The sequence below is a fragment of the Pseudomonas sp. GGS8 genome, from assembly GCF_024168645.1.
Taxonomy (GTDB): domain Bacteria; phylum Pseudomonadota; class Gammaproteobacteria; order Pseudomonadales; family Pseudomonadaceae; genus Aquipseudomonas.
In genome coordinates, this window is the sequence record NZ_JALJWF010000001.1 from 6,190,762 (window position 1) to 6,213,815 (window position 23,054).

A 23,054-nucleotide genomic window follows, 5' to 3' on the forward strand; every position below is an offset into this window, starting at 1 on the left:
GTCAGTATCCCTTAGAGATGTAATCAATCGAGCGGCCTGCTTGGGCGACGCCACTGGAATTGCGGATGAAGACCGTGAAGCCGGTGACGGTCTTGGCTGAAACGTCGAGGTAGTCGCCAGGGGAAAGCCCTTGCGCGGTGAGGCTGACCGCTGGCGGTGCATTGAATGGCGGTGTGTAGCTGATCACCAAGCCACCCACCGGCACCGCCAGATCGTTGCCACTCTCGATGCGGTCCGGCATGTCGATCACGACTTCAAGCTTCGATACGTCGATCCAGTTGCTGGCCTGCTGCACCGAGCCGCGAAGCTGGAAATCGAATTGCCGCGCACGGTAATCGCCGACAACAAAAGGCTTCCAGGCCGACCACGTTGCAGACGCTACATCCGAAGTGCGCACCCACAACGACAGCGAGGCACCATTGGGTGGATCGCCGTCGATGCTGGTCAGTGCATCGAAATCCAACACCGTGTCGATGTAAGTGCCGTCGTCGTACAGCGCCGCCTCGACATCGGCCGTCAGGCGACAGTCATAGACGTAGCCGAGGTCAGCCGGTGCAGCAAAGCTGTAGGTCGTCGTGAGCAACGAGCCACCGAACTTGTCCACCTCGCCAAGCAACGCATCGACGTCTGGAACATCGTCGAAATATCCAGCACCGGACATTTTCAGAATGCCGCCGGAGGCTGATGCATTGACCGCTATGCCATGGAAAGCCGGGGACTCGGTAATGGTCAGTGCCACGTTGGTCGGTAGAGGAACCTGTGCGTCCGACCAGACCTCAGTGATCGGCCCGCCCACTCCTGATGAGTCGACTGCACGAGCCAAGTACTTGCCAGGCAACAATGACACCACCGAAGACGTGGAGCGCCCCGCTACCTCGGTCAGCGGCAACGCCGTGTCCCATGTGGCGGAGGTGCTGCGCGAATGCCGGATGCTGATGCTGCCACCCAGTTTTACGTCCAGCTCAGGAACCGGGTCCCACGCCAGGGTCGCCACGCTATTGATCACATCGAGCCTCAACCCAATCAGTGCCGACGGCGGCGCCAGGAGCGCTTGCGCACTGTAGGTCTGAATCGACGACGGCCCCGCCAGCCCCAATACCGACTTCGGCGTAATCCGCACAGACCAAAGTCCTGAGGATGCCGAATCGAAGTCGATACTGGGCGTCGAGATCTCGGCGACATACTCCCAGTTGCCGCCCGGTTTCATCACTTCGATCTGGTAGCGCATGGCGCGGGCCGGCTGCGTCCAGCTGACCGACAGGCGCGCGGCCGCCAATCCAGTCCCGGTGTCGTACAGTGATTCGAGGAAGGTCATCTGCCCAACGGCGTCAGGTTTCCCGAGGTTGACGTTACTGATCGGATTGTCGACGTCGGGGGTGCCGTATTCGACTTCGTTGAACTTGTCGGGATCGAACGCCACGGCGCTGATCGCGTAGGTGCCATCGTCGCCCTCGCTGATGCCGATGACGCGGAACTTCTGCGCCTCCAGTGCTGCAGTCGAGAACGACCATGGTGCCGAGGCCAGCGGAGCCGAGGCCAGCGGCGGGGAAACCGCGATCGAGGTCGCACCAGATCCCACAGTGACCGCAGCAGTCGCATACGAACCATCCGCCATCACCACACCAACCACGCCCGCACCGGCCAGCCCGATTGGCGCATCCAGAAGCAGCAATGAGGCCGTGCTGCCGGCCAGCAGCCGACCACCATTGCGTGCGCCCGCACGATTCGCGTCTGCTATGTCAATGATATTGCCCGGCAGCGGGATAGCCCCGTCAGCGCCGACAGCAAATGTTACCGCCTCGCTTTCGGCGTACAGCAGCCAGCGACCGAGTCGGCGAGCCTGGCCGCGCGAGGTGCAGCCAACGGCCACAACATCGCTCTGCTGAATTCGGCTCCATTTCGCGATCAGGTCCGGGCGCTCAACGATCTCCACCGATTGCTTGTATTGCTGCAGCGGATCGTTCCAGGTGACGGCCGCCACGTTAAAGCGCTGGTCCGATGCCACGGACTGATAGCTAAACTCGCCGCCGACCACATTGGAGTTGTTGAAGGGGTAACGGCTGGAGCGCGGAGCATCCTGTACCGCAGTCAGCGTGCCGCCAGCCCAGAAGCATATCGCCCGGAACACCGACACCATGTCATTGACCAGCTTCCAGGCGTCCTGTTGGGTAGTCAGTGCCAGGTTGCAGGTAAAACGCGGCTCGTAGCCACCATAACCGTCAGGGACAAAGGCGTCGCAATACTGGGCGATGCTGTACAGCGCGTATTTGTCGATCAGCGTAGAGTCCATCAAGCCGCCCAGCCCATATCGGGTATTGGTCAGCATGTCGTACCAGACCCAGGCCGGGTTATCCGTCCAGGCCCGCTGGAAGGTTCCGTCCCATGATCCGGTGTAACCCCTGGTCGTCGGGTTGTAATTGCTCGGCACCATCACTTTGATACCGCGGATCAAAAACGCCATGCGCGGAATGCTGGAGAACTGCTGTGCATCGAGAGATATCGCGGCTATCGCGGTATTCGGGTAGCGAAGTTTCTCGTCCCAAAGCAGAGTCACGGAGTCAAAGAAGGTACGGTTTTGAATGGCCGAACTGCCAGAATCTGGCGAGAGGCGAGTCAACCTGACATAGCGAGGCAACCCTCCAGATGGCGGAAGACGCACATAATACGAAAACTGTGTCCGACTCATAGTCTTGCCGGTGATCGTCAGGTCGGCGCATAGCGGCGACCAGAGACCGGTGCCGAGCTTTCCTTCAATACGGAAACTTGCGGTCGAACCAGTAGTATCCCCGTTTTGCAGGTTCTGCTCAGAAAGCTGCGGGGTGCTTACAGTGATGCGCACGGCATCAACATCGGTATCGGTGATGGCCCGTTCAATCGCAATCAGCGAACGCATCTCCACGCCCACAGACTGTTCAGCCTCCAGGCTGGTGATTGGCATGTATGACTGCCATTGCGTGCCTGGCCGCCAGTCGAACTCGAACCCGGGGAAGTTGATGGTGCCGTCCGGGTTCTGAAGCGGAACATCATCAAAAAAGACACCTTCGAACAGCCCAACGATGCCGTCGATCTCTCCTTCTGATATCACATGCATCATCCGCACATGCTGCTTTGAGCGGAGGCTGTCAGGAGCCTCCACCGGAGTACGCGATGAGCTTCCGCCGCCGCCCCCCTTACTGCCACCCTTACTGCCGACAATGAGCTCGCTCATGCTGGGATAGCCTCCGCCCAAGTGCCTACTGCGACGACGCTGGAGCCGACCAGCATCTGGCCGTAAACCACGGGCACAGGGAGTCCTTGCTGTGTCGAGTTGAACGCGCCATTGAATAGGTAGCTGGGCTTGTTCTCAGTGCTGGCTTGTTCTTGCTGGCCTGGAGTCTTCGGCACCGGAGTTAGCATCTGAACCACGCCGCCAATCGCCATGCCAATACCCGTTGTAATAAGCGCAGCACCAATGGGCGAAGCACTTCCCCCAGATAGAGCTGTCACCACCACGCCGACTACGATCAGGACCACGCCAAGAACAGTTTGGAAAAGACCACCGTTTTTACTGCCGGATATGACCGGAACAATGCGAATTTCAGTAGTGCCCCCCAGAGTAAACCGGTCCTCGATCACGTTCTCGCGGTTGCGGAAAATGGCAAATCGGATGCCGCGGCGAGAGGCGCCACGGACAAAGTCCTCGAAGCCGTTGAGTGTGTTCCGCAAAGCGCTGAATGCCTCGGTCACGGTGCCACTTTCAAGCAGACGAAGGTGCACGCGCCCAAAGGCTTTCGCTAGGCTGCCGGACAGCAAGATCCTGGTCATGGCGTTGGTGTTGGCGACGGTCATGCTTTTCTCCGGGCAATAAAAAACCGCCCGTAGGCGGCTTCTGTGTTTTCTGTAGATCAGATGCAGGTTTTAGCGGCGTCCTTCCAGCCCTGTGTCCCGGCCCAGTCCATAGGAAGGAATACGCGCACCGTTGAACCGGCACTGTTTTCGTCGATGATGGCCAGCGCCACTGTTCCGGTATACATGGCCGACGCAGCAATCTTGTAGCCTGTTTCGGTTTCGATCGAGCTGGTTGATGAGTTGAAATCCTGCCATTTAGGAGCCAGGCACCGCGCAAGCTGTTGCGGCGTCTTGGCTGACTGTCCGGAGTAGGCCGGCTGATCGCTCTCCAGTCCTGACGTTGTGCACCCGGCCAGCGCGATCAATGCCAGGGCCGTTAGAATTTTCCGCATATTGAGCCTCCATGTGTTTTGGCGACTCTAACAGGGAGATTGCGCACAAATACAGGGCCTACGCGTCAGATGCTCGCGGGAATGGAGCGGTAAGCGGCTCCATGCCGGCAAAGCGGCTTGCGCAGTCCTTGATGGTGCGCCTGTCCTCTTCAGGAGCCTTCGCGTCCTTGTATCGCATGATATGCGTCGTGCATTCACGGTAAGAGCGGCCGTAGACCTCGCGACAACTCAGGCGCCCATATAGATGGTGAAGCAGGACGTCACCGTCCAGCCAGATCGCGCCATGGCAAGGGGTAGGACTGCCGATCGCCATGACAATCAAGTCGCCCTGCTTGGGTGTATCGACTGGGACGAAGCCGACACGCTCGAAGTTATCGACGTACAGGTTCTCGCCGTTGTGCCACCAATCGTCCTTGCGCTGAAAGTCCGGCAAGGTGATGCCGAGCACTTGGCGATAGTAGTCACGAACAAGTGTGTAACAGTCGATGACGCCGTGGACAAAGATCCGGCCTTCCAGCGGCAGCTCGCCGGCGGCCGGCATCTCATGCCAGGTTGCAGCGCCATCCTTGAGACCGACAATCCACCAGGTCATGCGACTGGCTGCGTGACTGGCAATATCGTGAAGGCTTGGTTCAGGTCCAGCATCCGGGTGCGAGTGCACAACGACGATGATGTCGCCCATATCTTCTGCAGCGGCGTAGTCTTCCGGGTGCAGGATGAAGTGGTCAGGCTCTTCGGACTGATTTCGGCACGGCACATAGGAAGGCTTGCCGCGCACGCTGACGACCAGGCCTACCGATTCCCGCGGGTAATCGGCGCGAGCATGCGCTTCGGCTTCCGCCCGGCATTTATTGAACAATTCACTCATGATCAAAGCCTCGGAACGCGAGCAATGCCCGGAAATCCGCCAAAGGGCAACTCGCCGAACTCTCCGAAGCGCAGCTTGCAACCCCGCATCGTGCGGCTGCACTGATCCCGAGCTGGATCGCTCGTTGGGTTGTTGGCGTAGTCCGCCACGGGGCCGCCGGCGTATCCGCACTCGCCTGATCGGTAAGCCCACAGGCAAGTGCCGGCCACCACTTGCCGACGCGGAAGCTTGACGCCCTGCAGATCAAGCGGAGAACCAAGCTCGAACTCGATGGCGGCCGGCGTTTCGTTGGCCTTCCGCGTAATGATCCAGGTTTCGACCGGGTACTCTTCAGCTGGGTTTGCAGTTGGGTTGCCGGCGGAGAAGTTCACCGCATCCAGATATTTGACCAGCGTGCGGCGGCGCTTAAGCTTGGCACCGAGCAGGTCTTCATACTGCCGACACAGCGCAGAAATGGTCCCGCCGAAGTTGCCGACCTGCAGTTTCGGGCGGGCCGGCGATCCCTGGCTGGGCGTAGCAAACTCGGCTCCGTTGAGCGGCCAAGGCGTGTAGACGTTCCCCTGCCAAAAAACCGAACCAAGCGTTTCGTTCACGCCCGCATGAAAGCGAAGCGTCTGGTCGGGCAGTACCAGTTCGAAGCCTTCCCAGATCGACATGCCGTTCGCGAGCGCGAGTTGACCTTGAAGTTCACTCATTCGAACACCTCATCAAAAGTTGCGGAAATACTGTCAACGCCGCAGGCCACATCGGTCCGCGTCCACTCCCGACAAACAAAAACCCCGATCGGGTGACCGGGGTGCGTGTAGTTGAAGGCTTCGACGGCGCCTCGGGCGATCAGGAAGGCGTCAATTAGATCAATTTCAGTATCGACCCTCTTGAACATCAGCGAGTACTTGCGCGGCTGCCGGTTGATGCCGGTCCCCTGCCGCTGCTCGTACCCATCGCCGAACTTGATGACCTTGACCCTTGGGGTAATCACCCGGGAGGCGTCATAGGTTGCCCGCCATGTAAATGTCAGCATGATTCCTCCTTAGGTGAGTTGCCCGCCGTTACGGCGCGCAGTTGCGATTTCCTGACGGCAGACGACCTTGATAGCCTCGGCCAGGCGCGCTGGATCAGGCGAGGCTCCACCACCATCGGAGGCGTCCACCGTCACACTGACGTTGACCGTGCTGGAATTGGCGCCACCGCGAACGCCGAGACGACCTTGTGAGTCTCGGGCAAGAGGCACGATCGCTTCTGGACCGGCTTCGCCAGCGATACCCAAGTTGCCGTTGGCCATGCCAAACGCTGTAGGCTTGCTGACGATGCTGTTGGTGAAAGCCCCGCCATCGGCGAACATCTGTACGCCGCCGGACCAGGCACCACCCTTCGCTTGCGGGAAGTAGGTGCTCGAGTAGCCTGCCTGAGACGCCCCCAGTGAAGTGGATGAGCTGCCGCCAAAGTAAGTGCTTGCGGCGGATGTGGCCAAGCCAAACAGGCCGCTGAGCGCCGCCGAGCTGCCTTGCCGCAATGCGATCTTGGCCATGTCGGCGAGCACAGATTTGGCGAAGTCGCCAAACGACAGCTTCCCGGTCATGGCGAACTGCGTGATGGCGTCTTCCATCGAGCTGAACGCATTGGTGAACAGGCTTTTCGTCTGCCCGGCCACATCGCGCGTCGACTCCAGGTAGTTTTCCCAGGCCGACGATGCGCCGGCGGTCCAACTGCCTTGGGCCGAGGTCATGTCGTCGTAGTTGGCCACGACCACGTTGCGCAGGTCTTGCTGGCTCTGTGCGACGGCTTTCAGCTTGGCGTTGTACTCATCAAGGCTCATGCCGCGCGAGCCATCGCCATACTGGTTGGCCAGGTCGATGCGCTGAGCGTTGGCCTTGTCGTCGATTCCGTTTTGCTGCTCAGTCAGCCCACGTTGCCGGTCACCCTGGCCAAGGCCAGAAGCCGCTCGCAGACCCTGCTGCCGAAGTGTCTCGACCTGTTGCTGGAGAGCGCTGGTGTACGTGCTGACCGCCAGTGTCTGCTTGCGCAGCCGACCTTCTTCATTGGTCGCAATGATTGCCAGTTCGCTGTCGCTGTCCTGCTGCGCCTTGACCATGGCGGAGCGCGCATCCGAGATTTTTTGATCAATCTGAATGACCTGCGCCGCAGTGGTTCCCTTCTTGGTCTTGGCCGCTTCGAGCGCATCGATTTCCGACTGATAGCTTTCGGCAACTTCGGTGGCTTGCTGCTGAAGCAAGCCAACGCGCTGTTCGGTAAAACTCGCCTGCGAGATGACGCCGGCGCGCTGAGAGGCTTCCAGTTCCTTCTCGGCGTTTTTGTAATAGGCCAGGGTTTCGGCCAAGGCGTTTTTCGCGCTGTTGAAACCTGTCAGGTCAACGCTTCCCGCAACGGCGGCCGGGTCCTTGTTCTTGTCCTTTATGTTTTGGATGTTTTTGGTAACAACATCAGCCTGGACAGAGGGATCATTGGGAGTTGCCTTTCGGATCGCCTCTACGTCACGCAAATACTCCTTGATGAGCTTGTTACGCTTTTCTTCGTTCGTGAGATTTGAATCAGAGAGCGCTTTGACTCGGCGCTGTGCGTCTTGCGCCTTGTCCTGAGTCTGCTGATACAGTCCTGCGGCAGAAGCAATTGCTGCTTGGGTATCCCGTTGCTTGGTAAGGAATTCGAGCTCTTGCTGAGAGTTCTGCAGCTTCTTTTTGGCGTCGATGTCATCAGGGTCTGCGGCCAAAGCGCTGCGTGCGAAGGCGACACTCTGGGTCAGTTCAACAATTCGCTTCGCCGACTCCTCGGCTCGACCTACATCCTTGAAAGCATCCAGAGTTTTCTGGGTTTCAGATGCCACCCCCTTCCAGGCCTTCTCCCAGAGACTTAGGTTGCTGATGATTTGCCCAGATCGGGACTGAATCGTATCGGCATATGTGTCGCTGAGCAGCTTGGTTGCACCGATCTCATCGCCCTGCTCTTTCAGGGCAACGATTTGCGAGTACACCGACGCGGTAAGGAAGTGGTACTGCTCGTTCAGCGACTTGGCTGCCGCCACCGGGTCATCAGCAATCTTCACAAACTCAGCGACTGTTGCATCCACCGATTTACCGGTGGCTTTTTCCATCGCCAACGCCGCCTCGGCGATCTCGACGAAACTGCCACTCGCAAGTTTTCCGCTACCGGCCAACGTAGCCAACACGTCTGCGGCTGCACCCGTTGTACCCACCGTTGCGCTGACCTGACGGGCCATCTCGGAAAGCTGCCCGGCGCTGGTACCGGCAAAGTTGCCGGTGAGTGTCAGCGCCTTGTTGTACTCGCTGGTTTCTTTGGTGCCCTGGTAATACGCATTTGTGAGAGCCGCAATACCGGCGGCGGCCAACGCAATAGGAGCAGCAACGGCAGCGAAGCCAATCGCGGCGCTACCAGCCCCAGCACCCAGTTGTGCCACTGCACGAACGCCACTGCCCCAGTCACCTGACGACAGAGCGTTGCCCAATTGAACGACGTTTTCCTGCGCTTGGCGGGTTCCGAGCTTCAGTTTGTCGAACCCGGTGGCGGTTTTTTCGAGCTTGGCGTAATCCTTGTCGATCTTGTTCAGCGCCGAATTGTACTGATCCTGACTGATGCGTCCGGCATCGAGGTGCTTACCCAGCTGCTCGACTTGAGTGTCCAGCTTGGACATTGCAGCCTTGGCCGGATCAATTGCCCCGAGCAGGCTGTTCAGCGCCTTCTGCTCATCCAGAGTCGACTTGGCCAAGGCCAACTGCTGCTTATCGAGCTGCGCGGTGATCTTGGTAAATTCTGCCTCGCCATAAGCGCCGGTCTGGGTCAGCTTCGCCAGGCTGTCACGTTGCTTGGCCAGCTCCTGCGTGGTGGTCGCGCCTTTCGACAGCGACTTCTCCAGCGCCTCCATCTCTTTCATCAGGCCGACGGCAGATTGCTCTGCACGCTCACCGGACTTGGTCAGATTGTCGAGATCGGTCGCAGCATGGGCAGCATCAGCGGAGTCGACCTTGATGCCGAGTTCTGCAATGTTCATCGACTCACCTTGAATAAGTGCCCGTAATTACGGGCTGTTGTCGCGCGCGTCGGCCATTACCGCGATGGCTTCCGACTCCATAATGCGGATGTCCTGAAACACGCCGGGGCGATCCTTTGCAGGGACGCCGACGAGTTTCATCACGTCTGACAGCACACCGTAATCGAGGCCGGTTGCGCCGCATGCGCCTGTGCGCCACTGAGTCCCCATCGAATCCATGACAAGGAACGCCTTCCAGTTGTCTGGCCAGACTTCGAAAGTCTCGTCGTAGTCCTCCGGGAAAAGTCCGAACAAGGCCAACTGTTCGGCTGAACCGGTGGGCTCGTATAGCGCGCGGGCGGCGGCGGTTAGTTTCCCAGGCGGGCCTTCCCGAAGGCTTCGCTGTAGGCCTTAACCACTTCAGCCGATACGCCGATGCAGCTCTTCACCAGAGCAGTGATCGACTCGTCGTTGAGTTCATCGTCGAAGCCCCACGACACGACCAAGTCTTTGATTTGATCAGCGCCCTGCTCGACTTCGGCCGCGGTTAATTCGGAAAGAGAGGGCTGCGTACCCTTGAAGCGCTCGCCGATGGCCTCCGCCTTTTCCTTCCATGAGTCGAACAGCTCAGCCAGCGCCGTACGGTCGCGGTATTTGAACGTAAACGGCACCATTGCCGGCTTACCGCCAACCTGCGGAATGGAAACATCAACGGTGAACGTTGGTTTCGGCGCGATGGAAAACTTTGCCATGAGGATTCCTTACGACAGGTAGCGCGTAGGTGCTGCTTGCAGCGCCAGGGAGACGGTGCGAGTAAGCAGGTTGTTGCGGGAGACCGTCGGCTGCAGAGAGAACGAGGTGTAGGCGCCGTAATACAACTTGTCGGTACCTGGCAGGTTCAGGCGAGCGGCTTGCATAGACTTCGCGGAATCGGCGGCCGTAACGACGGCCACATAAGGCAGAGACGGGTCGTCGGCGACAGTCAGCACCATGCTGGCGGCGGACTTGTCGGTCGGAAGCTGTCGGCCTTGCTGGTCTTCAAGGAAGACGATGTCGGCGTAGTTCTGCTCGCCGCCGGAGAAGGCCACATCGGTGATCTGAGGGATTTGAGCCCAGGTCAGTACCTTCGTCAGCGTGCCCGCGCCGGAACCGGCAGGGAAGATCTGGGTGCTGGTGGTGTCGATCGCTTCTAGAGTGATCGCGGTCGCGGTCGCGGTTTTCACGCGAACCACTTTGCCGTTAAGCGGAGTCCAACCAGAAGCGAGCTGAACGATGTCACCGGCGACCAAGGTGGCGCCTACGGTGGTGCAAATGGCTTCGGATGCGTTGGAGATGGCGGAGAACGAGAGCGGAGCGGCGTAGGTAGCGGCATGCTCGAACGTCGCGCCATTCGGGAGTTTGTAGCCCATTGTTTTTTCCTCTTTGCAGAAATGACAAAACCCGCTCAATAGCGGGTTCTGGGTTTGCCCAACGGGCTAATTCAGTTGGTGTCGGCTCGGTACAAGAACGAAACCGGTACCGTATAGGTGGTGTCGTCTGGAATGCCGGGGCCGGGATCGACCGGCGTCATCGTCACGACGGTCAGTACGCCCTTCGTGTTCTGCTCGTACAGCGGGAACAACACGGCGATCTGATCAGCCAGTGCGCCGGCTGCACCGCGGTACTTGCCCGACGGCGTCACGATGCTGACCTGGAACACGCCGGTGTAAAGCTTGTGGTCACCGCCGAGTGTGTTGCTCGCGGTGTCCGCTGGCAGCGTGAACGCCTTGAGGTAGGTCTCGCCGTCTACGGGCTTGTAAACCTCGTTCTCGACGACAACTTTCAGCGGTACCGGCAGAGCTTTCGCCCAGGCGATCAGCTTTGCCTCGTAGATTGAGGCGATGACGTTGTGGCTCATACCTGGTTGTTCCTGATGGCCTCCAGCACAATCTGCTGGAAGCGGGCTACGGTGATGCGGACCATGCCGGCGGGGGCCTGCTTTGAGTGCCCGTACTCCAATGGAATCGCATACGGCAGGTTGTTGATGAGGTAGGCGGTTTGGCCGGCAGTGAAATCGCTGACAGCAGAAACCAGCGCGGCGACGGCTTCTTGTCCGCTCGGATCAACCCCATCAAACGTGACGTTTTCGACGACATCGATTGAGAGATGCCAGTTCGCCCGGAACCGTCCACCGACGTAGCCTTCGGGCGCGACGATATCCATGCCATCGTTCAGCTTTCGCCCTGGCTTGAGTCGGCCCGCCTTCGTCAGGTTGGCGGGATCGCTGCGCAGATCGCCGTTGTGATCGTCCACGGCCTTGTTGTATTGGCTGGCCACGGCGTTCTGTGCCCAGATCTCGGGATTCCCCACTGGCGACATGCGGATAACGCTGCTGCCGACCTCGATGATGATCTCGCGCAGGCTAGCGTCGATGGCTTCTGTGGCTTGGGCGGCGAACTCAGCAAGGCTCAGCGCGAAGCTGCCAGACTGGCCTGCTCCGGCGCGGCTCATGACCGCACCTGCAACTCGTAGAGAATCGGCGTACCGGCTGGGTTGATCTCTTTCAGCGGTGGGACGATCGACCAGGTGCGACCTTGGACGATCACTTTGTTAAGCAGACCCGGAACCCAATCAAGCCCCTGCGCAGCGATCTTGAGCTTCTTGTCGCCCTGCTTGATGAGGCTGTTGCTCTGGAATTCTTGGCCGGTGAAGTCAAGCAGGATGCCTTGAGCAGTTTGCTCGGCGATGCCGGGGCTGCCAGTGCCGGTATCAGGGTCGTACTCGCCAGCAATGGTTGCCCGGATGATCACGGGCTGACCGAACTCTGTGATCATCTCCAGAGCCATCACGGCCATTTCTTCGTAGAAGACCATGGTGGCTCCAGTTTTCTGTTAATTGGGTGATGAGAGCCAATGCGCCTTTATATCAGCCTTTATTTTTTCACGCTTTGACAGCAGGTCATTGGCAACACGAACAGCTATATCCACTGCCCTCTGCTCGTTTTCAAGATCCTTGAAACTCATAGCCGAAAGTACGGCTGCGACATACCTATCCCAAGCCTCAATTTGATCTTGTACTGGCGGAACAAGGCAGTTGACGTTATGAATTGGCATTCTGAAACCCTCCCTGTTGGAAGGGTAAAGCTAGTTCACGCTCTCACTGCAAACAACCCACGACGGTGTAGATAATCGGCAAACTGCGTAATGCTCGGCCGGTCCGGCGCCGCAGGCAACAGTCGCCCGCTGGTGTTCGGGATCGTCGCGTACTCGCGCGTTACCGCCCCTTCGACACGCTCCAGCGTTACCGCGCCTTTGCGCTTCTCGACCGGATCGATGTCGTCGGTGTAGATCTCGGCGGCCAAGGCCATCTGGCCGTACTGGATGCGAGCCGGTAGGTAGTTGTCGGGCTTGATCTGGCAGTCCAGCTCAACCCCTCGGCGCGGCCAGGCCAGAGCCTGATCGCTATCCGTTTTGCGCCCCTTCCAGGTCATGCCATCCATCGCCAAGGCGGACCGGCGAAGCAGTGCTTCTTGCGCAGCAACGTCCGCAGGGATGGTCACGCCAAACTTGCCGGCGTACATGACCAAGTCTGCGGCGCTCGCGTAGCTTTCGGCGTCAGGCTTGCCGGTACCGTCCTCGATGATGAGTGTCATGGATCAACTCGCTGGATAGAGTTTTGAAGGATTGGCCGCCGGGGTTACCAACAGCCTGCAGTATCACGCCTTGGGCAGATCAGCGACGAGCTTTTCCAAGGACTCTTTCGAGGCGTTGGCCCGGTAAGTCACGCCTGCAGTGTCGAGCTTAGCCTTCAGGGCTTCGACTTCCACGCCCTCACCTGCTTTCAGCTCAGTGAGCTCGTTACGCAACTTCTCGTTTTCCGCTGCGAGATCCTCGCGCGTACCGGCCAGAGCTACCATCTGTAGGCGAATGACGTCGAGCGCCTGAAACAGGCGGATTGCGAGCTCGCCGGCTTCCGGTTTTTCGATCTCGCCGGCATCAAGCCCATCAATTACAGCACGGACCGTATCACTTTCAGCGCGCAGCTTACCGATCAGCTCTTCCAGTTCAGCCTGGTTACTACCAGCACCAACAACCAACATCAGGTGTTGCTCGACTTCCTTCAGCGTTACTTCGGGCGTGTTGTCGGCTTCATCGTCGCGACTCTCGGTCACGTTCGCGTCGATGATGCGCAGGCCTGCTTCCTTAGCCAACGCCTTCACGTCTTCCTGGTACTGATGAAACGGACCGGGCAGATACCAAATTTTGTTGCTCATGATCATTTCCTCGCCAAACCGGGCGCGAGGCCCGATTCAACCTTCAGGGATTACTTGGAAGCATCACCGATCAGGGCAACACCAGCGGTGTCCTTGATGCTGGCTGCGGTTTTGTCCCAGTTGGTGCCGGTGGCCAGCGCTGCGTTAGACGGGGATTTGCCACCGTTGGTGGTATCCCAGGTGTAACCCTTCAGACCTAAGCCGAAGGTGTAGTCGGTCTGGATTGTGGTCTCGATGCGCTCTTTGCCATTGACGGTTTGAACGTTCGAGATAATGTCGCGGTTGTCGTGGACCAGCGCAGCACCGCCCACCAGCCCCAGGATGATTTCCTTGTTCGGCGTGCCGGTCTGCATCAGCGCTGGAGCGTCAGTGACGATCGATACTTTGCCGAGGATGTCGACCACGCGGACGTTGCCGGCCACAAACAGATTGGTGGAGTTGCCGATCGCTTGGCCAACCAGTTTGTGCCAGGTAGTGCCCTGCATGATCTGAGCAACCAGCGACTGGCTGGCATCGCCGAACTTCGCGTGCGCGTTGTTCAGGCCTGCCTGAGTGATACCGGCGGTTGCCGACACGTCGTTCACCGCTGCGGCCTGTGCAGTAATCGCAGCTACCAGAGCGGCGATGGCAGTGTTCAGCTGATCCTTCAGCAGAACCTCTGCGAACGCCCGGCTCGCCACTTCAACGCCCTGAACGGTTGGACGCTCCAGCCATGTCATCTGAGATGGTTCGTAGCGGATCGGACCGAAGCCGCCCGCCACCTTCACCGAAGTATTCTTCAACTCGGTCAGATCGGTGATTGGCGCAACGCCGTTGGCGGCATAACGATCAACACGACGCTGAGCAGCACCCAGCGCCTGGAAGAACGACTCTTGCAAGAAGTCGCCGGTGAAGCCTTCAGGAGACAACACGATCGCGCCGTTACTGGCGGCATTGAATGCCTGAAGCATTTGATCCAGCGTCTCGAGAGTCGCGGGCATGATGAAGTCATTGAAGACCTGCATTTGAGACAGGGACATGAATTATTTCCTTACTTAAGAGGGAGATCAGAGAACCGTGCAGCAAGTGCCGCCGTGCGCTCCGCCTTGGTGCCGCCGATATTTCCTTTCGGGGCCCCGCCCCCACCACCAGCACCAGCAGCCCCGCCGCCAGATGCCTTACTACCCGCGATCAACGGCGCGAACGCCGTGTCGTTTGCGAATTCTGCTTTCAGCTCATCCAGCGTTGCCGCCGAGAGCTTGCCCTGCTGATCGAGCACGACCACAACAGGCTTCCCGTCGCGCTGCTCGACGCTCAGACGACGCTCGATATGCGGTAACAGGGCTTTGGCGCTGCCCGGGATTGCCAGGGCCGACGCGATATCAGTAGCGGTACGACCGACAGTCAGATCCCGGATCTGAGTGCTCAGCGTTCCACGCTCTTGTTCCAGCATGCCGTTCAGCTCAGCTTCGCGGCGGGTGTACTTTTCAGACCAGGACTTTTCGAGTTCTTCGACGTTGCCGGACTTGCGGGCAGCCTCTTCGCGCTCCAGGCGAGCCTGGTCTTCGGCATCCTTGCGAGCCTTCTCGGCAGCTTTCTTCTCGCCGAGAAGTTCTTCAACCTTCGACTTCAAGCCCGAAACGTCTTCAGGTTGTGGCAGACCTTCAATGCCGAGTACGAACTTGCCGTCCTTCTCGGTGTAAAGAGCGCGCACGGATTCATCGACACCATCCAGGCTGTCCAGTTGGAATTTCAGCATTTGTTGTCTCCCAGAGACTTTTGCGCAGACCCTGCCTGCGGGCATAAAAAAACCCGCACGTGGCGGGTTCTGTTTTAGTTTTTGAGGTGGCTATGCATCGTGTGCGACGCAACGCCGGATAACACTGAAGTAAAGACCTTCTTCGCCGTACTCCTGATCAAGAAGCTCGACAGCATCAGACTTGCTTATACCCTCCTCGCGTGCAATGGCTTCAACAAAATCGGCGATCGTCACGGCGGCCTTGGAAATGGCCAGTGCATTAGCCCCTCGAAAATTCTTAACATCGCCAATCTTTGAGGCAAGCTCTATGACTTCAGCGCTCAAACGTCTGTCCTTCCATCCCATAACGACCTCCGCAGCGATTTGGAAGATGATTTATATCAGATTCCAGCCCGCTCGAACGCCAGAGGCTCTAAGGCTTTCATCTGCACAAGGGTCAGAGGTGAAAAGTTTCGATCAAGCTGCAGTTCGGAGAATCGTTCGACCGTCAGGCCGCCTTCTCGAAACAGCTTGGCGCGGACCGGGCCGATTGCCCTGTCCTGAAACGCTGCTGGCTGCTGCTGGAGCCAGTCGTAATAGCTGAGGTCTGCACGGACCTGCTGGGGTCCGCCGTCGCCGATGGATGCCCGTGTGGCGTCCTTGGCGAACAGAGCTCTGAAGCGAGTGACCGCCACCACCGTCGAGCGGCAGTTGATGTGGATCGGCGGCCGAGGCCCCTCAGTGAGCTTGAAGCGCTTCTTGTCGAGCGACCGGCATTGGCTGGTCGTCTTCGTATCCAGGGTGCTGACCCACTCCACCGCCTGCACGACGTCGGAGTTCTCTTTCAGCGTCTCCATACGTGCTTGGGTGGCGACGTGCTGGACCGCCGTTCGCACCACGGCGCCGGCGTTGCGGTTGGTCGTGGCCAGGATGCCGTCGTTGTATTGGAGCGCCTTGGTGCCGCGAATGTTCTTGATGATCTGGAGGTTCGTCTGACCTTCGAAGAAGCCCTGCCGGATCGCGCCAGTGAGGCGTTGTCGCTCGGTAGCGGTAAAGCCATCGATAAAGGTCTTGAGCAGCTTGCCGCCGTCAGCACCTCGCACGCTGAGCGGGTTGCCGAGGATGGCCGTCCTGATTGCAGCAGCACCGGGCACCGCCGCATCAAACGAGACGCCCACAGGCGCCGCCCGTGTCAGGCTGGTCGCTTCGAACTCGGCCTCGTAGTTCGCAATGTCGATCAGGTCGAGGTTCAGCTTGTCGCTGTAGCGGTTGAAGATGCCCAGCAGCAGGCTATCGACTTCGCTCAGCAATCGCTCCAGCCGAGCAACGGTGTAATCCGTCAGGTCGGTCCGAGTCAGTCGCTCACGAATCGAGCGGTCAATCTCCTTGAGGAAAGGCCCGAACTTGGCGACCTCCCCCGACTTCAACTGTTCGAGGAAAACGGCGTGGCGAATCGTGGCATCAAGGATTGCTTGGTTTGCCGCCATTCGGGATTACCTCGGTGTCGTCCAGGGCAGGCCCAGGGCTTTCGGTTTCCAGCTCGTCGCGGATCTGGTCATCGGTTTTCTCTGGATCGATCACTCCGCGATCGCGCAGGTACTGCCAGAAGTCGCCCGCCGGCAACTTGCCGCCCTGCACTGCGTTGAACAGCGCTGTGAGGATCGTTGCGTCCAAGGTGATCTGACTGAAGTCCTGATTGAGCTTGTAGAGGGTTTCGCCGGGAGCGTTCACGAACTCAGCCATCCAGACCAAGCATTGGCTGTAGGCCTCGCTGACGTTGCTCACGACCAGAGACAGAACGCTGTGTTCCGCGGCGCTGTCGTTGTCGGCCTGGGTCGCGGTCTTCACCGCGCTGCCTCGCTCGATCAGACGGGCGCCGAGCGACACCATGTCCTCTTTCTTGCTGTCCATGGCCTCTTTGGCGACCGTGTTCGGCTGGGCCTGCCATACACCGCAAGTGCCGCTGACCGGAAGCAGCCAAGGGGCACGGGAGCCGAGGAAGATGCCGCCCTTCTCCATGTGGTCGCGCCACTGCTCATCCAACCCTGCCATCCACGGCTGAGGTTGGCCCACCAGGTAGGCCGCCTCTTCGTAGTCCGCGCTGTTGCGGTAATGTCCGATGCTGACTTCGGCCATGTCGTACAGCGGTGAGTCGTCGATGCTGGTGTCGTTGTTCTCGCTGCCCAGGAATTGGAACGGGATCACGCGCCACGGTTGGCCGAGGCCATTCAGTGGGGTGAAAGGCGCGATGATCATTGCCGTCTGGCTCGATCCCTCTTCCCACACTTCCTGCGTGTAGACGCCAGCCGCATCTAGGCGCAGCACCCGGTATTGAACAACCTGCTCGCTGCCAAACCCGTCATCGGTGTCGACATCCACCGTCTCGCGCAGCACGACCAGACTCAGCAGATGCTGGCCGCCGACTTGGCGCGTCTTCCAATTGATGATGGCCTCGGCTGGGTAGCTGGAGACGTTCGCCCGGGCACGACCGGCTTGTTCGTCAGCCTTGCTCACAGAGCCGGCCACGACAGCCACATAATCCACCAGCAGCCCGTGACGGCCGACTTCGAGCAGATGCCCGATGACCGATTGCGACTGCTGGTAGATGCTCACGCCCTGCCCGTCGATGTCCTTCGACACATAGTCGAGGGCGCCAGGAACGGTCAGCGTCGGCCAGGTGCGGAACACTGCCCCCACCAGGCTGTGTTTCGTCCGGCCCGTGGCGTTGTAGAACACCGCCCGCTTCTTGTACGCGTCGTAGCGATCCTTGTTGTCCTTGCTGGTGTCCGTGGCATTCGGCCGAGGCAGATACGTATCACCGGCAGCCTTAATGGTCTCCGAGCCTTTGCAGACGTCACGCACCAAGCGCCAGCGGTATCGCGCCGCTGTGTACTCGGGGCGGGTAAAAGTGACGTCCGTCATCGGGCGACTCCCATTTTCATTGAGGTGACCGGTTTAACGATCGGATACTCGCGGTGGATGAAGTAACCGCCGCCGTCGTTGGCGTGGTCATTACCTTGGCTCTTGTCCGGCTCGCCGTTGGGCGCCCAGATCTGTTGCTCAAGGCCGTCGGCGTATGTCGGACACGTAAACGGGTTGACCAGGTAACGCCGTTCGCCCTGCGCGTTGCAGAACATGGCGTTCATGGCGTTGATCCGGTCCTTCACTGGCGGGTTGGCCGCCGGCGCGATGACCGTGAAGCCTGCCTGTTTGAGCATGGCGATATCGGTAACGCTGGCGTTGACTGACTTGCGGGAATCACCGGAGGCATCCGGGTAGATTCGGATTTCGCAGGTCTTCTCAAAGTCGTTGCCGTTGTGGCGCCAGTAGCGTTCCTTGATGCGGCGGATCATGTCCGGTGTGTCGTAGCCATCCATCAGCTCATCGACCGCGCGAGGAAGACCCTGCTCCCGTTTGACGTGAGTGATCGCCGCCATCTTCCCGACGTTGAAGTCCATGCCGATGAACAGCGGCTCGCCAGCTTGCACGGTGTCGAAGCACTGGTTCAGCTTGCGGTCGTATGCGTGGTAGATCGAGCCAGACGTCAGGTTCACGAACTGGCCATTCAGGTATGCGCGGATCAACTGCTCGGGATACGACTCCATCAGTGACGGGATGTAGTCGTCTGGCAGGTTCAACTCGTTGTCGAATGTGCTGGCCTGCACCAGGCCGTACATCTCATTCAGCTTCGGCTTGTCGCGGAGCTGCTTCACGAATTGCAGGAAGACGAACTTGAAGCCTTCCGGCGTTGTGGTTACGTCGACGCCGTTCTTCAGTCCCGGCAAGTTGTAACGCATCCGGGCGATGATCTTGCGCCAGGCCTGTTGAGCCTTGATCGACGTCAGCACGTCCAGCTCATCCACCAGAGCGTGACCGATCTTGAAACCAACAATCGTCTGTGGTTTCTCCATCGACCGGCAAATCACAGTGCCGCGGTACTGCCGGCCGCTGTAGATGTGAACCTCATGGTTCGCCTGGTTGATCTTGGTCTTCAGCCCCCAGTCATAGGCCACCTCTTCCACGGTTGGATAGAAGATGTCCCGGATCTGCGGGTAAGTCGGTGCGAAGTAGCCAGCGTTGACGCCGGGCCACTCCATGAAGTGCTTACACAGTGCCGAGCATCCAACCCAGGTCTTCCCTGAGCCGAAGCCAGCAACGAATGCGCGGAATTTATGGGGCAGTGTGAGGAAGTGAGCCTGCGGAACATTAAGGCTCGGCATTCGGCTTCCTCGCGTCCACCACGTCCACTTGAATGCGAGTCGGGATTGCCGGCTCGTCGTCAGGCTCGTCCTTCCGGTGCCGATTGATGTACATGTCGCCGGTTTCTTTCGCGGCCTGTTCCAGAATCTGCATGGCCAGACCGATATTCTTCATCGTCTCGGCCCTCTCCACGAAGCGGTTCATGGCGCGGAGCCGGAACGCTCGGTTGGCGATCGGGATCTCCGCCGTCTCTTCGCGGAATCGCTTCCGAGTGTCTTCAAACATCGTCACCCAACGCTTTGCCAGGCACTTCCCTGAGGTCTTCGTAGGATCGTGCGTTTCAACCTGCTGGCGGGTGATCGACACCCCATATTCTTTCTGGACAGCCTCAACAACCTGTGACGGCGTGTCGAAGCACGCCAGGGCCTGAACGATAAAGGCCTTCACGTCATTTTGAAGGGCAGCCATAAATTCTCATCCGTCCAATGCCTGTCCAGAATCAGGCCGACTTGAGCAGACAGGTTCCGCAGGCCCTCGATATGTTCAATTTCCCCACCTCAGCAGGTTTGTTTGCAGCATCCACCAACGCCTGAACGTCAGGGCTCGCACCATAGCGGCGAACCACACCGACGAACTCTTCGACGTCGTGGCCGCGCAGTTTCAGCTTTGGAGCGCCTTCTTCGGTGAAGGCTGGTTGACCGTACTTATCAGTCGCCTGGGCGATGTGGTACAGCTCGTGTTCGATAAGGGCGCAAAAGTCGGTGTCGCTACACTGAGAGCAGTAGTTGGCAGCCAGAGTGATGATGTAAGCCGGCACCTCGCCGAACCAATCACGCATCTGCTGTTCCATCCGGGCTTTCTGCCAACCACCCGCACGGAAGGCTACCTGCTCGGCCTGGCCGAGGACTGTCCGGCCCTGCTTCTCGAAGCTCGACGACGCCCACATCACCCGGATGTCTGCATCCAGTAGGTGGGCATGGTCTTCGTTGTGGATGCTGCCGGTGTCGGCAAGGATCTCGGCTTGGAGCCATGCCCATACATCGGGGGCTGGGGTAAGGCGGATGCCGACGTCGGATAGATCAGACAGGTCTACGATCGAGGCAGGCGGCATCGGTCTGTTCACGAATCACCTAACACTTGAATTGGTGGCTGATTGCCGGTATTGGTGAGAATCAACCCATCATCAGCAAGGAAAGCAAAATGTCTGAAACAATCCTTAATGCAATGAAGTCCGCGGCCGATGCCGATTACACAGCTGAGCAGCAACGAGCCCACGCAGTCGCTGCGGCTCTTGAGGTAATCTCGACAAGGGTTGGCAACGACAACACCAGCCTCGCCCGTGAGATCAGCAGCCTTTCGACTTATGCTGACCAGATCCAAGAAGCACTGAAGATCAAAGCTGAGTGACCCACCCGTGCCGCACTCACCTGCGGCACACCCATCACAGTTCAAGAATCAAAGGGATCGGGCATGCTTAACCTGACGGAAGGCGAGCGGTACTTCTTTCTGAAAAAACGAGCCTTGGCCTTCGATGCTGAAGGCAGGGAAGTATTTGTGGGCCTTTCATACGAGGAGTCTGAGCGCTTCCATTTCCTTTCGGACCCAGCGCGAGCGTTCACTCAATCTGAAATCGAAGAGTTCCAGCGCTTAGATGGCCTGCACAAGAGAGCCAAACAGGACTCTCCCACCTCAGCCCCCGAAAGCATCTCGAAGAAGGTGAAGGTCACTGTTGGTCATGGGGCTTACGCGCTTGACGTACCGTCTATGCAGTCGATGCCCCCCAAAGACTACTTGTCCTACATCGAAAACGAGCTTTTCCATTTTCATCATCATGGCGAACTACATGCAGTCCTCGGGGGATACCCTGTCGCTACCACGTCGGACCAAGTGAAATCCCTAATCAGCTACCTCAATAAAGTTGCGGAGCGGATGAAAAACGCAGGGAGCTGACGGTACAAGTCACCCGCCACTTTGCAGTGGTCGCGACACAATTTGCAGATGCGCGAAACGTGTCGCGAGCTATAGCGAGTCGACTTTCCGACCCAGGAACCGAGTAACCATTTCCCGAATCGCGGTAACCCCCAGGAAGCCAATGGCACCCCCGGCAGCCACGGACAGATTCGACGGCCAGGCCATCCACTCAATGACGCTACTGGCAGACAGGCTCAACCCACCACAGATCAGCGCTTCGAAGAAGATCCGGCGCTTACTGGTCTCTTTAGCGTCGTACAGGACGCGCAGGAAGGAGATTAGGATCGCCATGATTGCGCCCTGCCATAGTGGATTGCTCAGGGCCACCCAGATAGCGGCCCACGTGTCCGGATTCTTTTCGGGCATTAGCTTCATCCGATGTCCTCCCTTGCGGGGAGCGCGAATAAAAAAGCCACAGCAAATGCTGAGGGCTCTAAATGGTTCAAAAACAAATAACACATAAATGTTGTATTAAAACAAAAGTGTTGTAGAATGGACTCATCCAAACAACGAGGCGAGGTGATGAAGTTCAGCGAGTTCAGACGATGGTTGAAGGCCCAAGGGGTGACCTTCGAAGCAGGCAAAGGAAGCCACTTCAAAGTCACCGCCCCAAACGGCAACAAGACCACCTTCGCGGATCACGGCAGTAAGGAAATGCCAGAACCGACCCGCAAGGCGATCATTAAACAACTGGGGCTCTGAGAGCCCCTTCACCACATCTGAACGCTGAACGATCACCTCCAAGGAGTGACCATGTACGACTATGCAATCCGATTCGAGGAAGACAACGAGCCAGGCGTCGCAGTCTTCTGCAGGGACTTGCCGCAACTGAACAGCTATGGCGATAATCGGGATCACGCGATCAGCGAAGCCCTGGACGCGATCGAGACCACCCTTTCGATCTACGTCGACGAGCGACGCGCCATTCCGGCAGCATCTGCACCATTAGCCGGTGAACATGTCGTTCACTTGCCAGCGGTAACCGTAGCGAAGATCGCGCTGTGGAACGCGATGATGGAAAGGGATATGCGCAAGGCCGATTTATGCCGGTTGCTCGGCGTGCATCAGGCCCAGGGCGATCGCCTTGTGGACTTCCTGCACACATCGAAGATGGAGCAACTGGAAAACGCTTTGGCTGCTCTCGGCAAACGGCTGTCGGTGTCTGTCGAGGCGGCCTGAATATGTGAGGGTCTTTCCCCTCCTGTCCGCCAAAGACCTCCACAGCGTCGACGCCCTTATGCATCGATCTCGCAGTCCAGTCTCGCGCCACTCTGGAGCATGTACGGCCAGGGTGCGCGGGCTGCCGGTGTTTTCTCGTGTCACTGCACTTGCCGGCTTATCAGTGTCCAGGCCTTCCCGAAGGGTGCCCTGGCTACAGGTAAATTTGTGGCATAAAAAAGCCCCGACATGCGGGGCTTCGACTTAAACAACACTTACCAATATCTGCGGGCCGGAAGAACCAGAGAGGCAATGAGGCCAATGCCTGAACCGATTAGCACTCCCCAGAAATCGGCCTTAAGCAAAGACGCTGTAGGCAGCATTTGGCGCGCCTCCAAGAGGCTAACAAAATCGCGCTGATCAGTGCCGAAAACGAAATGCCATCCATTAGGCACGATCACCAGGAGCAACATAACGGCCCCGGCAACGAAATACGGCCAATTACCATCCAGGCCAAAATATTTCTTCGCGCAAAGAAGCCCACCAACAAGCACAAACGACCAAAAACCAGTGAAAGCAAACTGCTTAAATAGATCAATCCCGTCCGATATTTCAGAAAGCATTACGCACCCCCGTCAAATTATTGAATTTTCGACAGAACAATA

At 58.6% G+C, this 23,054-nt stretch carries 30 protein-coding genes; 4 read left to right on the forward strand and 26 right to left on the reverse strand.

Annotation, left to right across the window (positions count from 1 at the left end; all coding sequences use genetic code 11):
- Position 1 precedes the first annotated feature (1 nt).
- The 24 genes from J3D54_RS27665 to J3D54_RS27780 form a co-directional block, all read right to left on the reverse strand.
- Positions 2 to 3,208 carry a host specificity protein J gene (locus J3D54_RS27665; protein ID WP_253425387.1) on the reverse strand — a complete coding sequence of 1,069 codons (3,207 nt, stop codon included), beginning with the start codon at positions 3,206 to 3,208 and terminating at the stop codon, positions 2 to 4.
- Positions 3,205 to 3,828 carry a tail assembly protein gene (locus J3D54_RS27670; RefSeq protein ID WP_253425389.1) on the reverse strand — a complete coding sequence of 208 codons (624 nt, stop codon included), beginning with the start codon at positions 3,826 to 3,828 and terminating at the stop codon, positions 3,205 to 3,207. The genes J3D54_RS27665 and J3D54_RS27670 overlap by 4 nt, the downstream gene beginning before the upstream one ends.
- Before the next feature lie 56 nt (positions 3,829 to 3,884).
- The gene (locus J3D54_RS27675; protein ID WP_253425391.1) at positions 3,885 to 4,220 is read right to left on the reverse strand and encodes a hypothetical protein; all 336 of its coding nucleotides are present in this window, start codon (positions 4,218 to 4,220) and stop codon (positions 3,885 to 3,887) included.
- A 58-nt stretch (positions 4,221 to 4,278) separates the two neighbouring features.
- Positions 4,279 to 5,088: a C40 family peptidase gene (locus J3D54_RS27680; protein WP_253425394.1), complete on the reverse strand. Its 810-nt coding sequence runs from the start codon at positions 5,086 to 5,088 to the stop codon at positions 4,279 to 4,281.
- Between the two features lie 2 nt (positions 5,089 to 5,090).
- Complete coding sequence (locus tag J3D54_RS27685; RefSeq protein WP_253425397.1) at positions 5,091 to 5,783, reverse strand: phage minor tail protein L; 693 nt, start codon at positions 5,781 to 5,783, stop codon at positions 5,091 to 5,093.
- On the reverse strand, positions 5,780 to 6,109 hold the full coding sequence (locus tag J3D54_RS27690; protein WP_253425401.1) for a phage tail protein: 330 nt from the start codon (positions 6,107 to 6,109) through the stop codon (positions 5,780 to 5,782). Before J3D54_RS27690 ends, J3D54_RS27685 begins: the two co-directional genes overlap by 4 nt.
- A gap of 9 nt (positions 6,110 to 6,118) precedes the next feature.
- The gene (locus J3D54_RS27695) at positions 6,119 to 9,112 is read right to left on the reverse strand and encodes a phage tail tape measure protein (protein WP_253425403.1); all 2,994 of its coding nucleotides are present in this window, start codon (positions 9,110 to 9,112) and stop codon (positions 6,119 to 6,121) included.
- 27 nt (positions 9,113 to 9,139) lie between these two features.
- On the reverse strand, positions 9,140 to 9,412 hold the full coding sequence (locus tag J3D54_RS27700; RefSeq protein ID WP_253425408.1) for a DUF1799 domain-containing protein: 273 nt from the start codon (positions 9,410 to 9,412) through the stop codon (positions 9,140 to 9,142).
- Between the two features lie 47 nt (positions 9,413 to 9,459).
- Complete coding sequence (locus J3D54_RS27705; protein WP_253425411.1) at positions 9,460 to 9,843, reverse strand: phage tail assembly chaperone; 384 nt, start codon at positions 9,841 to 9,843, stop codon at positions 9,460 to 9,462.
- 9 nt (positions 9,844 to 9,852) lie between these two features.
- Entirely contained in the window at positions 9,853 to 10,500 is a 648-nt protein-coding gene (locus J3D54_RS27710; RefSeq protein WP_253425414.1) for a phage tail protein, read from the reverse strand.
- Between the two features lie 71 nt (positions 10,501 to 10,571).
- The gene (locus J3D54_RS27715; RefSeq protein ID WP_253425417.1) at positions 10,572 to 10,988 is read right to left on the reverse strand and encodes a phage tail terminator-like protein; all 417 of its coding nucleotides are present in this window, start codon (positions 10,986 to 10,988) and stop codon (positions 10,572 to 10,574) included.
- Positions 10,985 to 11,581, reverse strand: coding sequence for a hypothetical protein (locus tag J3D54_RS27720; RefSeq protein WP_253425420.1), 597 nt, complete (start codon positions 11,579 to 11,581; stop codon positions 10,985 to 10,987). Before J3D54_RS27720 ends, J3D54_RS27715 begins: the two co-directional genes overlap by 4 nt.
- Entirely contained in the window at positions 11,578 to 11,943 is a 366-nt protein-coding gene (locus J3D54_RS27725) for a hypothetical protein (RefSeq protein WP_253425423.1), read from the reverse strand. The genes J3D54_RS27720 and J3D54_RS27725 overlap by 4 nt, the downstream gene beginning before the upstream one ends.
- Positions 11,944 to 11,961: 18 nt before the next feature.
- Positions 11,962 to 12,183, reverse strand: coding sequence for a hypothetical protein (locus J3D54_RS27730; protein WP_253425427.1), 222 nt, complete (start codon positions 12,181 to 12,183; stop codon positions 11,962 to 11,964).
- A 35-nt stretch (positions 12,184 to 12,218) separates the two neighbouring features.
- Entirely contained in the window at positions 12,219 to 12,722 is a 504-nt protein-coding gene (locus tag J3D54_RS27735) for a DnaT-like ssDNA-binding protein (RefSeq protein ID WP_253425430.1), read from the reverse strand.
- A 63-nt stretch (positions 12,723 to 12,785) separates the two neighbouring features.
- Positions 12,786 to 13,343, reverse strand: a complete 558-nt coding sequence (locus J3D54_RS27740; RefSeq protein ID WP_253425432.1) for a hypothetical protein — start codon at positions 13,341 to 13,343, stop codon at positions 12,786 to 12,788.
- Positions 13,344 to 13,393: 50 nt separating this feature from the next.
- Entirely contained in the window at positions 13,394 to 14,362 is a 969-nt protein-coding gene (locus tag J3D54_RS27745; RefSeq protein WP_253425434.1) for a major capsid protein, read from the reverse strand.
- Between the two features lie 11 nt (positions 14,363 to 14,373).
- Positions 14,374 to 15,081, reverse strand: coding sequence for a hypothetical protein (locus J3D54_RS27750; protein WP_253425437.1), 708 nt, complete (start codon positions 15,079 to 15,081; stop codon positions 14,374 to 14,376).
- A gap of 90 nt (positions 15,082 to 15,171) precedes the next feature.
- Positions 15,172 to 15,405: a hypothetical protein gene (locus tag J3D54_RS27755; RefSeq protein ID WP_253425440.1), complete on the reverse strand. Its 234-nt coding sequence runs from the start codon at positions 15,403 to 15,405 to the stop codon at positions 15,172 to 15,174.
- 56 nt (positions 15,406 to 15,461) lie between these two features.
- Positions 15,462 to 16,547, reverse strand: coding sequence for a minor capsid protein (locus J3D54_RS27760; protein WP_253425443.1), 1,086 nt, complete (start codon positions 16,545 to 16,547; stop codon positions 15,462 to 15,464).
- On the reverse strand, positions 16,522 to 17,982 hold the full coding sequence (locus J3D54_RS27765) for a DUF4055 domain-containing protein (protein WP_253425446.1): 1,461 nt from the start codon (positions 17,980 to 17,982) through the stop codon (positions 16,522 to 16,524). Before J3D54_RS27765 ends, J3D54_RS27760 begins: the two co-directional genes overlap by 26 nt.
- Positions 17,979 to 19,280, reverse strand: coding sequence for a terminase family protein (locus J3D54_RS27770; RefSeq protein ID WP_253425449.1), 1,302 nt, complete (start codon positions 19,278 to 19,280; stop codon positions 17,979 to 17,981). The genes J3D54_RS27765 and J3D54_RS27770 overlap by 4 nt, the downstream gene beginning before the upstream one ends.
- Complete coding sequence (locus J3D54_RS27775) at positions 19,267 to 19,728, reverse strand: DUF2280 domain-containing protein (protein ID WP_253425452.1); 462 nt, start codon at positions 19,726 to 19,728, stop codon at positions 19,267 to 19,269. Before J3D54_RS27775 ends, J3D54_RS27770 begins: the two co-directional genes overlap by 14 nt.
- Before the next feature lie 31 nt (positions 19,729 to 19,759).
- A complete protein-coding gene (locus J3D54_RS27780; protein WP_253425454.1) occupies positions 19,760 to 20,383 on the reverse strand; it encodes a putative metallopeptidase in 624 nt (207 codons plus the stop codon).
- A 14-nt stretch (positions 20,384 to 20,397) separates the two neighbouring features.
- On the opposite strand from J3D54_RS27780, the gene J3D54_RS27785 reads away from it, so the two are divergent.
- Together J3D54_RS27785 and J3D54_RS27790 are read left to right on the forward strand one after the other, a co-directional pair.
- Positions 20,398 to 20,667: a hypothetical protein gene (locus J3D54_RS27785; RefSeq protein ID WP_253425457.1), complete on the forward strand. Its 270-nt coding sequence runs from the start codon at positions 20,398 to 20,400 to the stop codon at positions 20,665 to 20,667.
- Between the two features lie 63 nt (positions 20,668 to 20,730).
- The gene (locus tag J3D54_RS27790) at positions 20,731 to 21,210 is read left to right on the forward strand and encodes a hypothetical protein (RefSeq protein WP_253425460.1); all 480 of its coding nucleotides are present in this window, start codon (positions 20,731 to 20,733) and stop codon (positions 21,208 to 21,210) included.
- Between the two features lie 69 nt (positions 21,211 to 21,279).
- Here the strand turns inward: J3D54_RS27790 and J3D54_RS27795 are convergent, their stop codons facing one another.
- Entirely contained in the window at positions 21,280 to 21,606 is a 327-nt protein-coding gene (locus J3D54_RS27795) for a phage holin, lambda family (protein WP_221729705.1), read from the reverse strand.
- A 147-nt stretch (positions 21,607 to 21,753) separates the two neighbouring features.
- Here J3D54_RS27795 and J3D54_RS27800 point away from each other — a divergent pair, with 147 nt between their 5' ends.
- Both J3D54_RS27800 and J3D54_RS27805 read left to right on the forward strand, forming a co-directional pair.
- On the forward strand, positions 21,754 to 21,933 hold the full coding sequence (locus tag J3D54_RS27800) for a type II toxin-antitoxin system HicA family toxin (protein WP_072458260.1): 180 nt from the start codon (positions 21,754 to 21,756) through the stop codon (positions 21,931 to 21,933).
- A gap of 51 nt (positions 21,934 to 21,984) precedes the next feature.
- On the forward strand, positions 21,985 to 22,410 hold the full coding sequence (locus J3D54_RS27805) for a type II toxin-antitoxin system HicB family antitoxin (RefSeq protein ID WP_253425463.1): 426 nt from the start codon (positions 21,985 to 21,987) through the stop codon (positions 22,408 to 22,410).
- Between the two features lie 254 nt (positions 22,411 to 22,664).
- On the opposite strand, the gene J3D54_RS27810 is transcribed toward J3D54_RS27805, so the two are convergent.
- Positions 22,665 to 23,012, reverse strand: a complete 348-nt coding sequence (locus J3D54_RS27810; RefSeq protein ID WP_253425465.1) for a hypothetical protein — start codon at positions 23,010 to 23,012, stop codon at positions 22,665 to 22,667.
- Positions 23,013 to 23,054: the final 42 nt, after the last annotated feature.

What these genes read in the sequence shown, in the direction of transcription:
- J3D54_RS27735 (WP_253425430.1), bottom strand. Translation starts at nt 12,722, where the DNA reads ATGACACTCATCATCGAGGACGGTACCGGCAAGCCTGACGCCGAAAGC.
- J3D54_RS27750 (WP_253425437.1), bottom strand. Translation starts at nt 15,081, where the DNA reads ATGCTGAAATTCCAACTGGACAGCCTGGATGGTGTCGATGAATCCGTG.
- J3D54_RS27765 (WP_253425446.1), bottom strand. Translation starts at nt 17,982, where the DNA reads ATGACGGACGTCACTTTTACCCGCCCCGAGTACACAGCGGCGCGATAC.
- J3D54_RS27720 (WP_253425420.1), bottom strand. Translation starts at nt 11,581, where the DNA reads ATGAGCCGCGCCGGAGCAGGCCAGTCTGGCAGCTTCGCGCTGAGCCTT.
- J3D54_RS27705 (WP_253425411.1), bottom strand. Translation starts at nt 9,843, where the DNA reads ATGGCAAAGTTTTCCATCGCGCCGAAACCAACGTTCACCGTTGATGTT.
- J3D54_RS27725 (WP_253425423.1), bottom strand. Translation starts at nt 11,943, where the DNA reads ATGGTCTTCTACGAAGAAATGGCCGTGATGGCTCTGGAGATGATCACA.
- J3D54_RS27810 (WP_253425465.1), bottom strand. Translation starts at nt 23,012, where the DNA reads ATGCTTTCTGAAATATCGGACGGGATTGATCTATTTAAGCAGTTTGCT.
- J3D54_RS27760 (WP_253425443.1), bottom strand. Translation starts at nt 16,547, where the DNA reads ATGGCGGCAAACCAAGCAATCCTTGATGCCACGATTCGCCACGCCGTT.
- J3D54_RS27685 (WP_253425397.1), bottom strand. Translation starts at nt 5,783, where the DNA reads ATGAGTGAACTTCAAGGTCAACTCGCGCTCGCGAACGGCATGTCGATC.
- J3D54_RS27775 (WP_253425452.1), bottom strand. Translation starts at nt 19,728, where the DNA reads ATGGCTGCCCTTCAAAATGACGTGAAGGCCTTTATCGTTCAGGCCCTG.
- J3D54_RS27740 (WP_253425432.1), bottom strand. Translation starts at nt 13,343, where the DNA reads ATGAGCAACAAAATTTGGTATCTGCCCGGTCCGTTTCATCAGTACCAG.
- J3D54_RS27680 (WP_253425394.1), bottom strand. Translation starts at nt 5,088, where the DNA reads ATGAGTGAATTGTTCAATAAATGCCGGGCGGAAGCCGAAGCGCATGCT.
- J3D54_RS27670 (WP_253425389.1), bottom strand. Translation starts at nt 3,828, where the DNA reads ATGACCGTCGCCAACACCAACGCCATGACCAGGATCTTGCTGTCCGGC.
- J3D54_RS27710 (WP_253425414.1), bottom strand. Translation starts at nt 10,500, where the DNA reads ATGGGCTACAAACTCCCGAATGGCGCGACGTTCGAGCATGCCGCTACC.
- J3D54_RS27795 (WP_221729705.1), bottom strand. Translation starts at nt 21,606, where the DNA reads ATGAAGCTAATGCCCGAAAAGAATCCGGACACGTGGGCCGCTATCTGG.
- J3D54_RS27805 (WP_253425463.1), top strand. Translation starts at nt 21,985, where the DNA reads ATGTACGACTATGCAATCCGATTCGAGGAAGACAACGAGCCAGGCGTC.
- J3D54_RS27715 (WP_253425417.1), bottom strand. Translation starts at nt 10,988, where the DNA reads ATGAGCCACAACGTCATCGCCTCAATCTACGAGGCAAAGCTGATCGCC.
- J3D54_RS27745 (WP_253425434.1), bottom strand. Translation starts at nt 14,362, where the DNA reads ATGTCCCTGTCTCAAATGCAGGTCTTCAATGACTTCATCATGCCCGCG.
- J3D54_RS27695 (WP_253425403.1), bottom strand. Translation starts at nt 9,112, where the DNA reads ATGAACATTGCAGAACTCGGCATCAAGGTCGACTCCGCTGATGCTGCC.
- J3D54_RS27800 (WP_072458260.1), top strand. Translation starts at nt 21,754, where the DNA reads ATGAAGTTCAGCGAGTTCAGACGATGGTTGAAGGCCCAAGGGGTGACC.
- J3D54_RS27770 (WP_253425449.1), bottom strand. Translation starts at nt 19,280, where the DNA reads ATGCCGAGCCTTAATGTTCCGCAGGCTCACTTCCTCACACTGCCCCAT.
- J3D54_RS27690 (WP_253425401.1), bottom strand. Translation starts at nt 6,109, where the DNA reads ATGCTGACATTTACATGGCGGGCAACCTATGACGCCTCCCGGGTGATT.
- J3D54_RS27675 (WP_253425391.1), bottom strand. Translation starts at nt 4,220, where the DNA reads ATGCGGAAAATTCTAACGGCCCTGGCATTGATCGCGCTGGCCGGGTGC.
- J3D54_RS27790 (WP_253425460.1), top strand. Translation starts at nt 20,731, where the DNA reads ATGCTTAACCTGACGGAAGGCGAGCGGTACTTCTTTCTGAAAAAACGA.
- J3D54_RS27665 (WP_253425387.1), bottom strand. Translation starts at nt 3,208, where the DNA reads ATGAGCGAGCTCATTGTCGGCAGTAAGGGTGGCAGTAAGGGGGGCGGC.
- J3D54_RS27730 (WP_253425427.1), bottom strand. Translation starts at nt 12,183, where the DNA reads ATGCCAATTCATAACGTCAACTGCCTTGTTCCGCCAGTACAAGATCAA.